Raw genomic sequence first — 13,720 nt, 5'->3', positions numbered from 1 at the left:
GCACCGTCCGAGGACGGACGGCGCTTTTTCGCTATTCGCTATTCAAGGCCGGATGAATCCTGCCGATCGAAAAGCCCCAGCTCCTGCGCCCGCAGCAGCGCTTGGGTGCGGGAGGAGACGCCCAGCTTGCCGTACATGCGGGACAGGTAGACCTTCACCGTGCCTTCGCTTAATGCATGCTCCAGGGCTATTTGCTTGTTCGAGGCTCCTTGCCGGATGCCGTTCAGCATTCTCCATTCGCTTGGCGTCAGCGCCTCCACCAGCCCGGAAGAAGAGGGAACGGCAGGCGGATCGTCCGGCTGCGGGAACCAGCCGAGCAGCTTGCTCGCATAGGCGGTCAAGCGCGTTTCCGGCTCTGACGCGCTTCGCTGCGCGACGTACTGTTGAAGCAGCCGGACCATTGCCGGGCCCTCGTCTACAAAGCTGCGAATGTACGTATATGGCTCGGCCACGCTGAGCGCTTCGTGCAGAAAATCAAGCGCTTGTCCCGCCTGTCCGCGCCTCTGCTCCATCAGCGCCTGCTGGATCGGAATCTCGATCATGCTGATCAAGCAGCCTTCCCTGCGGCCTTGCGGCTTGAGCTGCTCCAGCAGACGAAGCGCTTCGTCTTCCTTGCCCATGGCTCCCAACAGGCGGGTGGCGCTCAAAATCTCCATTTCCCGATTGTACGTCGGCTTGCGCTCCAACCGCAGCTGCAGCAGGGCGATCTGCCCGGCGGCCTCATCGACCTGTCCCTGCAATAAATGAATTCGCGCCCGGAACGCCCGGAGCGGGCGAACCCAATGGTATTCGGCATGATGGGATACGAAGTCGATCGCCTCATCCATCGTTTCGCCGGCGAGCGACAGACGGCCCTCGGCGATATCGATGCGGGCCTGCGTAATGCGGTTCGGCACGAACAAGCCGGGAATCCGTTTGGCCCGGGACACTTTCTCCACCTGCTCCGACAATTGCCGGCTTTCCTCCAAGCGGTTCCATTCATACATGGACTCGGCCACCGTCTGCACCACATATTGATTGATCAGCGAATCTTTCCAGCCGCGGGCTTCGAGCAATTGCATGAATCGTCTGCCGATTCTCCCCGCTTCCTCGGATAGCGCGCCCTTCAATCCGAAGGCGGTGCGGCGGACCAGAGGCTCCGATTCGTTGTAGTTGAAATTGTAGAAAACCGGGTCTTCCGGCAGCAGCTCGTTCATCCGTTCGGCGAACGCATGCCACTGCTCGTACTTGCCGCTCGAAAATGTCAGATTCGCTTTGACGAAAAACAATCCGCTGCGCACGCGGTCCCGGAATTCGGGAGAATATTCTCCGTTAGCGAGCCGAATCTCGACGGTTCGCATCTCGTCCTCGGCGCATTCGAATTGTCCGGTTGCGACCAAAAGAAAAGCATACAGCAAATGCAGCTGAGGCGGCCAAGCCGTACCGACAGGGAAGCAGGCGAACCAGCTCAGCAAGGTGGCGAACTCTCCCCGCAGCAGCACCCTCAAAATGTGCTTGTCGAGGAGAGCCGATGCGAGTGCGTAATCGTCGGCGGCGATCGCATAGTCGATCGCGTCGTCGAACAGCCCCCGCTCGGCAAAGCCAAGGCTCGCCAACCGGTTTAACCGGGTCCATTGCTCCGGGTGCTCATGCCTCAGGCGGGTGCGCAGAAATTCCGAGAAGACATGATGATACCGGAACCATGTGTGCCGGTCGTCCAGCGCAACGATGAACAGATTGCGGCTGCGGAGCTGCTCCAGAAGAAGCCGGCTGTCGCCGCGAAGCGTCACCGTGTCGCAGATGGAAGCATCCATGCGCTGCAGAACGGATGTCTGCAGCACAAACTCATGCAGCTCTTCCGGCAGCCGGGACAGCACTTCGTGGAATAAATAATCCGCTACGTTAAGATCGGTTCCGGAGAAGGTATGGACCAGGCGCTCGTAATCCGGACGCTCTTGGAGCGAGAGGGAGACGAGCTGCAGGCCGGCGGCCCAGCCCTCCGTCACCCCGAGCACTTTGGCGAGATGGTCAGAAGACAAAGGAAGCTTCACGACTTCCCGGTAAAAAATCTCCACCTCCTCGCTGGTAAACAGCATATGGGGGGCCGGGATATCCGTCCGTTCCTCTCTGACCAGCCACTTGGCCGTCGAAAAGGGAAGCTCCCTCCGGCTCGCGATCAGCAAATGCACGTTATCCGGCAAGACATCGATCATATAGCCGACGCTTTGATGAATGCTTTTGTCGTACAGGCAGTGGTAGTCGTCCAGAATCAAAGCAGCGGGCCGGTCCAGCGAATGCAGCTCGTTCATCATCACATCGATCAGGGCGTCGACGGAGCCCTGCGGAAGGGCGTGCAGCACAGGCGCCATCTGCTCGGCGAACCCGGGGGCCACGGAGGCGTCCAGAGCGTAAATGACATAACGCCAGAAGCGGACCAGATCGTTGTCCCTCTCGTCCAGCGATACCCAGGCGACTGGTTGTTCGTTATAACGAACCCATTGGCAAAGAAGGGTCGTCTTGCCGAACCCCGGAGGGGCGCAGACGGTCGTAAGTCTTCCTTGCATACCATTGGAAATTTTATGCAGAAGCCGATCCCGCGCTACGAGGATATCGCGGGTAACGGGCGGTGAAATTTTACTTTTTAGCACGACGGGCTCTGAGTAGCGAATCATAATTCCTCCGCAGAACGGTTAAGTTGGTCTCCTTCCCATTATACTTGATTCGCCTTGTTCAGTTCTATCTCCCCGTCTCAAGAAGTTCGCGCCATCGTTTGCGTTCTCCGGTATTCGCCGGGCGATTGTCCGGTGCGGTTTTTGAACATCCGGTTAAACGAGGAAATATTGCGGTAGCCGACCTGCTCGGCGATTTCCTGAATGTTCAGTCCGGTTTCGAGCAGCAGCAGCTCCTGCGCCTTCCGGACGCGGATGTCATGCAGATGGTCGGTAAAATTGACCCCGGTTTTCTCTTTAATATAGGTGGAGACATAGGCCGGCGTCAGGTTCAGCGACCCTGCCAGCGCCTCGAGCGAGAGGTCCTCCGCATAATGGCTTTGAAGGACGCCGAGCACGTGCTCGACGATCGGATCGGATGCTTCCTTTTTCTCCTTGATGAATACGGTAACGGCGTTCAGGAACGCTTGCAGCGTATCGCGGTATTCCTCCAGCGTACAGCATTCCCCGAGCTGCTGGATCATCGGCTTCAGCCGCCAGGAGATGCTTGCCTCCACTTTGTAGTGCTCCACGATTTTTTGCGCCTGCGCCGAAACGGAGGAGGCGAATAGCCGGAACCGCCGGACGCTCGCTTCATCCCGGTCCAGCTCGTCCAGCCATTGTCCGACGAGCCGGATAGCTTCGGCCGCATTCGCCGCTTGCAGCGCGGCATTCAGCTCCTGCTCCTGGGTCAGCGTCAGCGCATAGACGGACGGATCGGCGCGGCACTCCAGCACGATCTGCATCTCCTCAAGCAGTCTCGCTTGCCGGGCCATCTCCTGCACCTGCTTGTAGGCGTGCCCGAGCTGGGCGGAATGCCCGAACCACGAGCTGACGGCCGCCGTGACCAGGCAATGGCGCCGGTCGCGGTCGAGCATCGGCTTCAGCTCCTCCAGCATCGCCACCAAACGGTCCCGTTCGTTGCCCGGCACGACCGACAGGAATTGATGCGTCTCCATCCGGAACGTATAGGAGCCGGGAAAACGCTCGTCCATCACCAGCTTGAGGTGCTCGCCGATCGATTGGGCCGCGAGCTCCCGGTTGACCGGCATATCCACGAAAGCGGCGGAGCGGAAGCGAAGCTCGTAGAGCACGATGGTGAATGTCTCCGCATGATGCGGAATGCTGTGCCAGTCGCTCAGCTCGTGATTGATATTTTTCAGTTTGGCGATATAGTCGTAGCCGTTCAATACGGATTGCTGCTGCCGAAGCTCGCCGAGGATCTCGTCTTTCTCCTTGAGCAGCGTCTGGATTTTATGGCCGATCAGGTCGAATTCATGGATCTGGCTGTCCGGCGCCGTTTCGCCGGGGTTCGAGATGGAAGAGAGCAGCTCCCGGACCGGCTTATGGATCCGCTTGCTCAACAGGACCGACAGCACGAGGCTGACGATAACCGCCGCTGCCATGACAAGCAGCATGAGCTTATTCAGTCGGTTCGTCTCTTCCGCGAAGCTTAGGCCCGGAACGGTCAGGATGTACTGCAAGCCGTCCGCATCTTGTTGGTTGAAGTAATAGTTGCCGTCCAGCACCGTGTAATCCGGTCCGCCGCCGGCTGCCGGCAGCGCGGACAGCAGCCCGTCCGGCAGCTCCGGTCCGCCGGTGCTCGTCCGATACAGGACACGCCCGTCCGGTTCCAGAATGGTCAGGTTGAGATTGGTCCGCTCTCCGGCTATCGCTTGCCGCAGCCGCTCGGCGTCGATCATGGCAACGACCAGGTAGCTTGCCGTCGGCGGCTTGATGGAATATGGAATCAGCGTTTTTTTCTCCGGATATTCCGCGGGGTTAAAGAACGAAGCCGCCGGATGAATGACATAGTTCGGCTCGCGTTCGAACTGCGCTTTCCAATATGTAGAAGAATACGTTTCGCTCGTGAAAATGTCGGAAAACAGCCGTTCCTCTTCCTCGGCTCCCTTCTTGTCCACCAGCAGCGGAACCGGCTTGAAGAGCAGCATCATATTGTCCAAATACAGCTCCGGCTCCCGTACCGTCACTTGGATGTCTTCGACAATCGCGCCGGTTTTGAACGAATCCTTCTGCGTCATCGAGATGATGAGGCGGTTCAGCCTAGTCACGTCCTTGTCCGTGTACTGCTTGTACAGGGCGTTCTTCACCCGTTCGAATTGGGAATGGTACCGGTCCGCCGCATGGCGCAGCGTCAAACGGTTCTGCTCGATCCGTTCGCCGTGAAGGCGGTTTTTGACGAGCGAGAAGATGGCGACATCGACCAGCGCGAAGATGACGATCAGGATCATAAAGCTCGTTAATATTTTGCGGAATAAAGATTGGCGAACAAGCAAAGCGATCATGCGGACAGGCTCCTTTATCGTCTGGATGCGTCCTTCTATTGTAGCGCAATAGCGGCTGCCAAAGGTATGGGCACTTTTTTGGATCCTGCGCTTTTTTAACGATTTGGCGCTTCACAAAAGCTTAACGGGCGGATGACAAGCGGTGCAAAGGATCGAAGAAGATGTGTATAGGCAGCCGGGACGCTCCCGGGTATAGTTCGATTTGGAAGATCGGAATCACCTACAAGACCAGACGGGAGTGTGCAAAGCGTGTTTAACAGGAAGTGGAAATCGTGGGTTTCGGCGCTGACGGTGGGCGGTCTGCTGCTTGGACTGCTGCCTCCGGGCGGATGGGGAACGCCGGCAGCAGAGGCGGCCGGTATGCCGGATTATGCGAAAGTGCCGAAGCTGCTCGTCACAGAGCTTGTCCCCGACAGCTCGAATGTGGCGGGAAAAGCCGTCGATGCGTACGAGTTCATCGAAGTATACAACAATTCGAAGCAGACGGTGAACTTCAAGGACTATACGCTGGCCTACCTGGCCGGTTCGACCGAGACGGTATGGTCGGCGGTCTATAACAACGATATGGCGATTGCGCCTCAGCAGACGATCGTGCTGTGGGTCATGAACGCCGACAATACGAATGAACCGACAGCGGCCTTCAATGCGAATTACGGCACGCCGCTGCAGGAAAACGTCAATTTGTTCCGCGTGAACGGCGGCGGGGGCATGTCGAACAGCGCGCCCCGGAGCGTGCTAATAAAGGATAAAAGCGGCAGCGTCATCTCTTCCGCTTCGTATGAGAACGACGCCCAGACCGTCAAAGATATGGGGATCGTGTATCAGTATCCGACGGACGGCAGCGTCAACATGACGATGAGCAGCGCGGGAACGACGGCGGCGTCGCCGGGCCGCGTGGAGGCCTTCCAGGTACCGGAGCTGACACCGGACGACGTGCCGTCGGGCTCCAACCTGCAAATCAGCCATACGCCTCCTGCGGAAGCGTCGAATGCGGACGATTTGCCGATTTCGGCCGTATTTACCGGGAATCAGCAGACGGTCACGGCTGCGGTCTATTATAAAACCGGGTCGCAGTCGGCGTTCACTTCGCTGCCGATGGCTCCGGCTCCGGGCGGTGGGTATACGGCGAAAATTCCGCGGGAGTCGCTGGCCGAAGCCGTGCTGCAGTATTTTATTCAGGCGAAGGACGGGAGCCGGACGGTTACTTCGGAGACGTATACGGTAACGGTGAAGCTGCCCGACTTCGATGATTCGAAGCTGCCGCCGATCCTCGTGACCGAATTGCTGCCGAACAGCACGAACGTCGGAGGAGCGGACGGCTATGAATTTATCGAGATTTACAACAATACGGACCAGCCGATTAATTTCAAGGACTACAAGCTGTTCTACCGGTATACCGATTCGGGGCCGGACAGCGACGTGATCTGGCCGACGGACCGGGAGGACCTGATTCTTCAGCCGAAGAAGCCGTTCGTGTTCTGGGTCATCAACAGCCAAAATACGGCCAAAACCGTAGCGGATTTTAACGCGGCCTTCCAGACGAACCTCGTGGAACATACGGACATCGTCAAAGTATACAGCGACGGGATGGCCAATGGCTCCAAGCGGGGCGCAGCCATCGGAACCAATACGCACGTCGACGTATCCGTCGCGTATTATGACGGCTCGCTGCCGAACGAAACGAAAGAAAATTACGGCATCGTCTACAAGTATCCGATGGACGGTACGGGAACGATGATCAAGGCGAGCGCCGGGTTGAAGCCGGCCAGTCCGGGAAGCTTGGAGCCGGGACAAGTCCCTGCGAAATCGCTCATCGTAACTCCGGATACGTCGGCCCCGACAGTGACGAACCTGACCCAAGTGTCGCAAGTGGAGCAGTGGAGCAATCTGGAGCTTGTCGCCGATGCCCAGGACGACCGTCAGGTGCTGACGACGGCGCTGTATTTCCGCTCGGACAAGCAGGCGGAGTATACGAAACGGTACCTGTATCAGGACTACAACGATAAAAAGTATCATTATACGGTGTATTCGCCCGATCTGATCGGTAAAGCGTACATCGAATATTATTTCAAGGTGTCCGACGGGACGAACGAGACGACCTCCCCCGTATACCGGGCGAACGTAACCGGCGGCATGAATCAGGCCGGGCTCCGGCTGAACCTGAAGGACGGGGAGCTCGTATCCGGCCATCGTATCGTCAAGGCGGCTGCAGGGCAGTCCGGCCCGGCTGAGGTGAAGCTGGCCATTGACGGTCAGGACCTGTCTTCCCAGACGTATGCTGCGATGGAGAGCGATGCCTATTTTGCCTTCGACGCGGCTTCGGTCGATTATTATTTCAAAAATGCCGTGACCGTCGGCCAAGAAATCATCTATACGTTCCAAGACCCGATTCCGACCTACCGGACCCTTTCGGTGCCGATCGGCGCTGACCGGCTGCGTGTAGGCGGCAACGTATTTTCCATCCGGGCGGGCTCGAAGTCGTCGCCGTTCGACGACCGTCCGGAGGAGAACAAGGACGATTTCAACGTGAAAAACGTGCGGCTCGTGCTCGCGGACGGCACGGCGCTGTATGACCCGCAGTATGCCAATAAGGAAAAAGAGATCAAGATGGGCGACAGCAGCGGCCGTTTCCCGGCGCTCGATTTCCAATTCAATCTGGATGCCGATCAATTGAAAGCCAGAGCGTATGCTTGGGATACGAAGCAGCTGAACGACGGCGTGCACCAAGTGACGGCTACCAGCGCGGTGTACGGCACGGTAACGGCGAACGTGACGGTCGATAACACGGCACCGGTCATCGAGCCTTCGGTCGAAAGCGGGAAGGTATACCGGGGAGCGATTACGCTTGATGCGAAGGTAACGGATGCGCTGACGGGACTGAAAGACGTCGAGGCGGCCTTGAACGGCAAGCCGGTTACGCTGCCGTATGCGACGACCTCCTCACAGCTTGGCAAGGGGGCGCATACGCTCGTGATCCGGGCGGAGGACAACGTAGGCAACAAGGCCGAGAGCACGGTCAGCTTCGAGGTGCCGGAGGAAGATCCGTATAAGCCGACCGTTGTGGCGCCTGTCGACGGGCAGAGCGGTATCGATCCGAACGCCGTGCTGAAGGTCAAGGTCGGGGACCCGAACCAAGATGAGATGAACGTGGCGTTCTATCGAGGGTTCCACTATGGCGGCAGCCACAGGGCCGGTTTGACCGCCAAGCGGGGCGCATCGGATATCGAGCCGCCGAAGCAGCTGGAGCTGGCCGGGGAGAAGGCGTTCACCGAAGAAGACTATCGGAAGATCGGCGCCCCGGACGGCGACTATCTGATCGACGATTCAATCGGTCAATTCCCGTACCACCGTTTCGAAGCGAAGCTGGACCCGTCCGTGCAAGCGGCGGACCGAGTGAAGGTGGAATGGCAGGGCAAATCGCTCGAAGGCCGCAAGGTCAGCCTGTACGGCTGGAGTCCGAAGGCGCAGCAGTGGACGATGCTCGACAGCAAGGTGGCGGGCACGGAAGATTTTGCATTGACCGCTACCGTGACCGCCGGGGAGTACAATACGAACGGCACGCTTCAATTGATCGTGCAGGACGAGCTTCCGGTATCGCAGCAGCCGTACGATTTTTCGTTCCTGTGGATGTCCGACACGCAGTACTATTCGGAGAGCTACCCGGAAATTTACCGCCGCAACGTGCAGTGGATTGCCGATCGCCACGAAGAGATGAAAATCAAATACGTCGTCCATACCGGCGATATTGTCGATGAAGCGGACAAAGAGTACCAGTGGATCGAAGCGGACCGGAATATGAAGGTGCTGGAGGATGCGAAAGTTCCTTATGGCGTGCTTGCGGGCAATCATGACGTGTCCCATCAGCTGTCGGACTATACGCAGTACTGGAAATATTTTGGCGAGGACCGGTTCAAGAAGCAGCCAACCTTCGGCGGGTCTTATCAGAACAACCGCGGTCATTACGACCTGGTTTCCGCGGGCGGCAACGATTTTATTTTCGTCTACATGGGCTGGAACATCGGTGATGCCGAAATTCAGTGGCTGGACGAGGTGCTGAAGCGGCACCCGGACCGCAGAGCGATTTTGAGCTTCCATGAATTTTTGCTCGTCTCCGGCAACCGGGCCCCGATTGCGGATAAAATTTACGAGCAGGTCGTCGTCCCGAACAAAAACGTCATTGCCGTCTTGAGCGGCCACTATCACGATGCGGAAACGAAAATCGATCCGATCGACGACGACGGCGACGGCAAACCGGACCGCACCGTCTACCAGATGCTTGCGGATTATCAGGGCGCCGAAAAAGGCGGGCTCGGCTACATTCGCCTGCTGCAATTCGATGTGAACAAGAACAAAATTTACGTAAAAACGTATTCGCCGTATTTGGACGACTACAACTACTACGATCCGAAGGAGTATCCGGGCAAGGACGAGCTTGAGCTGGACGTAAACCTGACGCCGATGCAGAAGCGCGTGGCGACGGACTACATGAGCATCAGCGTGTATACGGACCAGGAGATCGGCCAAGCGAATCAGGTCGCCGGGGGGCAGGAGGCTTCCGTCGTTTGGAGCGGTCTGCAGCCGCAAAGCTACTACCAATGGTACGTGCGGGCAGCGGACAACAACAGCGGGCAATCGCTGTCGGACATCTGGGGCTTCACGACAGGCGCTTTACCGCCGACGGACGGCACGGACAAAACGGCGCCGGTATGGCCGGAAGGAAGCGCGCTGCAGGCGACGGATGTGACGGATACGGCGGTCACGTTAAGCTGGAACGCCGCGGCGGACAATGTGGCGGTCACCGGCTACCGGATCAAGAGCGGAGATCAAGAGCTGGTCAAGCTGTCTGGCGACAAGCTGTCGTACCGCGTGACGGGGCTGAGCAGCGACACCCGCTATACGTTCCAAGTCGAGGCGGTAGACGCCGCGGGGAACTGGTCGGCCGGGCCGAGCGTCACCGTGCGGACGGAAAGCTCATCTTCGAGCAGCGACGACAACAGTGGAGACGGCAGCAACGGAAGCGGCAGCGGGGCCAATCCGGGAACCCCGGCTAAACCGGAGCAACCGAAGCCGGAGCAGCCGGCATCTCCGCAGCCGGGCAAGCAAACCCCAACGGCTCCGACGCCTGCGCCGGTACCGAATCCGTTCCGCGACGTGACGGAGAGCTACGCGTGGGCCAGCGAAGCGATTGCCGTGCTCGCTTCGAAAGGAATTATTCAAGGCACTTCCGACACGACGTTTGAGCCGGGTCAAAACATAACGAGAGCGGATTTTATCACCTTGCTGGTACGCGCTCTTGGTTTAAAAGGCGATTTCGATTCCAACTTCAGCGATGTGAATCCGGGCGATTATTATTATCAGGCCATCGGCATTGCGAAGAAGCTGGGCATTACCGACGGGGTGGGAGACAATAAATTCAACCCGAAAGAAAAAATATCGAGGCAAGATTTGATGGTGCTTACGGCTAGAGCGCTGGACGTCTCCAAAAAGCTCGAAATTCGGGGAGCTGCGGCGGATCTGGCTGCCTATAGCGACAAAGCCGCTGTTGCTTCGTACGCAACGAACAGCGTGGCCGCTATGGTCAAAGCCGGTATCGTGGAGGGCAACGGCAGCGGACTGAATCCGCAGGGACAGGCGACAAGAGCCGAGACGGCCGTTATCCTGTACCGGATCTTCAAGAAGCTGTAATTCATCCTGCACGCAGCAGCCTGCGTCGAATAATTAGTTGCTCTTTATGTAAAAGATCAAGTCCCTGTTAGTTATCTAAACCTAAATTTTAAAAAACGATATTAAACAAGGGGTTTCGCATACTAGACATATCTAATATGTGAAACCCCTTATTGTTAAACTATCGTTCTCCGTTTAATTTCGTTGCTCTTCAAACTTGTTTCCCTCCCACTACTCCTTAAGTTGCCGAATCCCTTGAATGATCTGCTCCTTGACGCTCTCCCGTATCGTGTAAAACACCGGTGCTGAAGGGATATCAAACTTCAAATGAGAGTGGGGAATATCTGTCAGTAAAGTTCCAATCGGTTGACCTTGCTTATTTCGGACAACGTTCCAGAATACACGCGATCTGTTGTCTTCCGCTCCCCATTTTTCAAGGGAGTTTCGAAAAATCAAGTTTTTGCCGATGACAAAATCGTCCTCCTCTAGGGTCTCCGATACTTCGAATCCAGCCTCTTCCATTCTCTCAAATACAACCGGCATCAATTGATCCAAGAAAAGACCATACGCTGCATCCTCGATTTCAAGAAAAGCAGCAGTCAATTGTACATACATCGACTCGTACAAGGCCCTCCATTCAGATGCAATGTATCGGTTGCCTTCCGAACCGATTTCTTCGATCGTCATGCCACAATGGTAGGTTGGAAATGGTTTATTCATCCTAATACACCTCTTTTCTCAAGTCTACTTTCATTCTATAACATACAAGCAAATTGAAAGGTTTAACGCAAAATGAGAAGGAAAATCAAATGTAATTCCAGAAAATCTTACAACAAACTTTATCCTGATCTTTTAGGGGAGAGATCGCGAGTTGACAATGCGTCCAAAAAAAATGGCGGCCACATTCATGATTAGCGCCAGCACCTTACGGAATTACGAGGCCAAAGGCCTCATTCCTCCAGCAGAACGATCCGTCAATGGCTATCGTATTTATACGGACCTGCATGCAACATACTTGGCATGTATTCAAGCCATGGCCCCGGCATTTGGGATGGAAGTGACAACCGAAGTGCTTCATTATCTTCGGCAGGACAAGACGCATGATGCTTTGTGGGTCATTAGGGAAAAGGAAGTCGCTTCATACGAGGACAAGGAGAAATTAGAGAAGTTGATCGAGGATATTCGACTACAAGTGAACGAAAATGCGGCTCCATATACAAAGGAACGCTTCACCATCCATGAAGTATCTGAGCTGACTCATGTACCTAAATCGACGATTCGCTACTGGGAGCAAGCAGGTTATGTAACGGTGTACCGAGACCCTCAAAACCGTTATCGTTGTTACGATGGAGCTCATCTGCTAAAGGTCAGGTTGATCCAAGTGCTTCAAAACTCCGTTTATTCAGAGGAAACCGTAAAATTTAAACAATCAATCGCCACTGCCGAACATACGGATCTGCAGATGCTCATGAAGATAGCTGAGAAAATCCGAACTTACCAAGATAAGAGGATTGAGTCCCAAATGTGCGGGATATCTTGTTTACACAAATTAATTCAATTGACAAAAGCACCGGTCTAACTCGGACGGAATCAAACGTTAATGGGGTCACCCGATTGCATCCGCGGCGACCCCATGATTTGGTTTAGCGCGTTTCAATTGCGGCTCTTCGCATCGTTCCACTGCTGTCCCGTACCAACGAAAAAAACATTGACCGAGACTTGTTCCTGGATACCTTTTGAGGTTAGAACGTCTTTTGTTTTCATGGCTTGGGTGCGGATCATCTCAAGTCCGATTTTATTACGCTTCCCTTGCTCGTCAAGATAATAAAATTCCATTCCTCCCGAGGTTGGCGAATCTGACGTATTCAGAACCCCCGTGCGAGGAATGAGATGAACATATTCCTTCCCCTCGCGAATCAGCGGAGGGCTGCCTTCCTGCTCATATCTAATTTCGACCCATCCCGTGTAACCATCCGGCAATAGATAAATGTGACTTTTCTGATCATGAATTCCGTAATTTCCGATAACAAATGCAGCAATGGAGATTCCCAAAAAGACAACAAGATATAGCACATATAATTTTTTTAGCACAAGGGCTCACCGCCAGCCGGGCCGGAAGTCTGCTCGACGAACCGGAGAAATTCGCGCATCGCGTAGGAAACGTACCGCTCTTTGTTCCAAATGACGACGAGATTCCACGGAATCGCAGGATTCGTCATCGGCAGCACCCGGACGTCCGGGTTCACGACCTTGGAGCAGATCGCTTCGGGCAGCAGGGCCACGCCCAGTTCGGCGGCGACCATCTCCACAAGCAAGTCCCATTGGGAGCTTTCGTGCGCGATGAGCGGGTGAAAGCCGGCCTGGTGGCACGCTTCGAGCACATGATGGCGGACACCGAAGCCTTTGGCAAACATGAGGAACGGCTCCCGGCTCAGATCGGCCAGCTTCACGGGGGGACGCTCGGCCAGCGGGTGCGACCGATGGAGCACCAGCGCCAATTGCTGCCGGATAAAGGGCATTGTCCCGAAGCCGGCTTCTTCGTCGGGAGAAATGACGACGCCCAGATCGATCGATCCGTTCAGGACGAGCTGCTCGACGTTTTTGGCGCCTTCTTCGACCATCTCGAATTGGAGACGGGGATACAGCTTCTGAAACGGTGCGACGACGCGCGGGAAAAAAACGGAGCTGATCACGGGAGGCAGTCCGATCGTAAGCGTTCCGGTCTTGAGCTGGGAAACATCGTCCAGCGTAATATACAGGTCGTTCACCGCTTGAAGGATGTGATGGATTTGCTGGATCGCCGCGCTGCCCGCATCGGTTAATTTGACCTGCTTGCCCGAACGGTCGAACAACGTAACGCCCAGCTCTTCCTCCATGCTCCGGACCAGCTTGCTTAACGTCGGCTGCGTCATATGAAGCGCTTCCGCGGCTTTGGTGAAGTTTTGCAGCTTGGCGACCTCAAGAAGATAAGTCAAATTCCGCAAATCCAAAAAACTCATCCCCACCCATAATTTTTTGGCATCGTTGCTATTCGATGTATGAATTTTACCTCGTGACGTTCCC

At 55.9% G+C, this 13,720-nt stretch carries 7 protein-coding genes; 2 read left to right on the top strand and 5 right to left on the bottom strand.

What is annotated here, in order from left to right; all coding sequences use genetic code 11:
- Positions 1-38: 38 nt before the first annotated feature.
- Both PEH01S_RS24960 and PEH01S_RS24955 read right to left on the bottom strand, forming a co-directional pair.
- A complete protein-coding gene (locus PEH01S_RS24960) occupies positions 39-2,651 on the bottom strand; it encodes a LuxR C-terminal-related transcriptional regulator (RefSeq protein ID WP_127488682.1) in 2,613 nt (870 codons plus the stop codon).
- A gap of 77 nt (positions 2,652-2,728) precedes the next feature.
- On the bottom strand, positions 2,729-4,993 hold the full coding sequence (locus PEH01S_RS24955; RefSeq protein WP_127488680.1) for a helix-turn-helix domain-containing protein: 2,265 nt from the start codon (positions 4,991-4,993) through the stop codon (positions 2,729-2,731).
- 249 nt (positions 4,994-5,242) lie between these two features.
- Here PEH01S_RS24955 and PEH01S_RS24950 point away from each other — a divergent pair, with 249 nt between their 5' ends.
- Complete coding sequence (locus PEH01S_RS24950) at positions 5,243-10,678, top strand: S-layer homology domain-containing protein (protein ID WP_127488678.1); 5,436 nt, start codon at positions 5,243-5,245, stop codon at positions 10,676-10,678.
- 210 nt (positions 10,679-10,888) lie between these two features.
- On the opposite strand, the gene PEH01S_RS24945 is transcribed toward PEH01S_RS24950, so the two are convergent.
- Positions 10,889-11,377: a DUF6022 family protein gene (locus tag PEH01S_RS24945; RefSeq protein ID WP_025849327.1), complete on the bottom strand. Its 489-nt coding sequence runs from the start codon at positions 11,375-11,377 to the stop codon at positions 10,889-10,891.
- A gap of 157 nt (positions 11,378-11,534) precedes the next feature.
- Here PEH01S_RS24945 and PEH01S_RS24940 point away from each other — a divergent pair, with 157 nt between their 5' ends.
- Positions 11,535-12,236, top strand: coding sequence for a MerR family DNA-binding transcriptional regulator (locus PEH01S_RS24940; RefSeq protein ID WP_246063062.1), 702 nt, complete (start codon positions 11,535-11,537; stop codon positions 12,234-12,236).
- A gap of 74 nt (positions 12,237-12,310) precedes the next feature.
- Here the strand turns inward: PEH01S_RS24940 and PEH01S_RS24935 are convergent, their stop codons facing one another.
- The gene (locus tag PEH01S_RS24935; protein WP_127488673.1) at positions 12,311-12,748 is read right to left on the bottom strand and encodes a DUF6843 domain-containing protein; all 438 of its coding nucleotides are present in this window, start codon (positions 12,746-12,748) and stop codon (positions 12,311-12,313) included.
- Positions 12,742-13,647, bottom strand: a complete 906-nt coding sequence (locus PEH01S_RS24930; protein ID WP_127488671.1) for a LysR family transcriptional regulator — start codon at positions 13,645-13,647, stop codon at positions 12,742-12,744. Before PEH01S_RS24930 ends, PEH01S_RS24935 begins: the two co-directional genes overlap by 7 nt.
- Positions 13,648-13,720: the final 73 nt, after the last annotated feature.

This window comes from Paenibacillus ehimensis NBRC 15659 (genome assembly GCF_004000785.1).
GTDB classification, from domain to species: domain Bacteria; phylum Bacillota; class Bacilli; order Paenibacillales; family NBRC-103111; genus Paenibacillus_G; species Paenibacillus_G ehimensis.
Note: the sequence above shows the minus strand (reverse complement) of the source record. Positions and strands in the feature narration are given on the sequence as shown.

Bases quoted from the DNA above. Each gene is read 5' to 3' on its own strand.
- PEH01S_RS24940 (WP_246063062.1), top strand. From the start codon at position 11,535: ATGCGTCCAAAAAAAATGGCGGCCACATTCATGATTAGCGCCAGCACC.
- PEH01S_RS24960 (WP_127488682.1), bottom strand. From the start codon at position 2,651: ATGATTCGCTACTCAGAGCCCGTCGTGCTAAAAAGTAAAATTTCACCG.
- PEH01S_RS24955 (WP_127488680.1), bottom strand. From the start codon at position 4,993: ATGATCGCTTTGCTTGTTCGCCAATCTTTATTCCGCAAAATATTAACG.
- PEH01S_RS24945 (WP_025849327.1), bottom strand. From the start codon at position 11,377: ATGAATAAACCATTTCCAACCTACCATTGTGGCATGACGATCGAAGAA.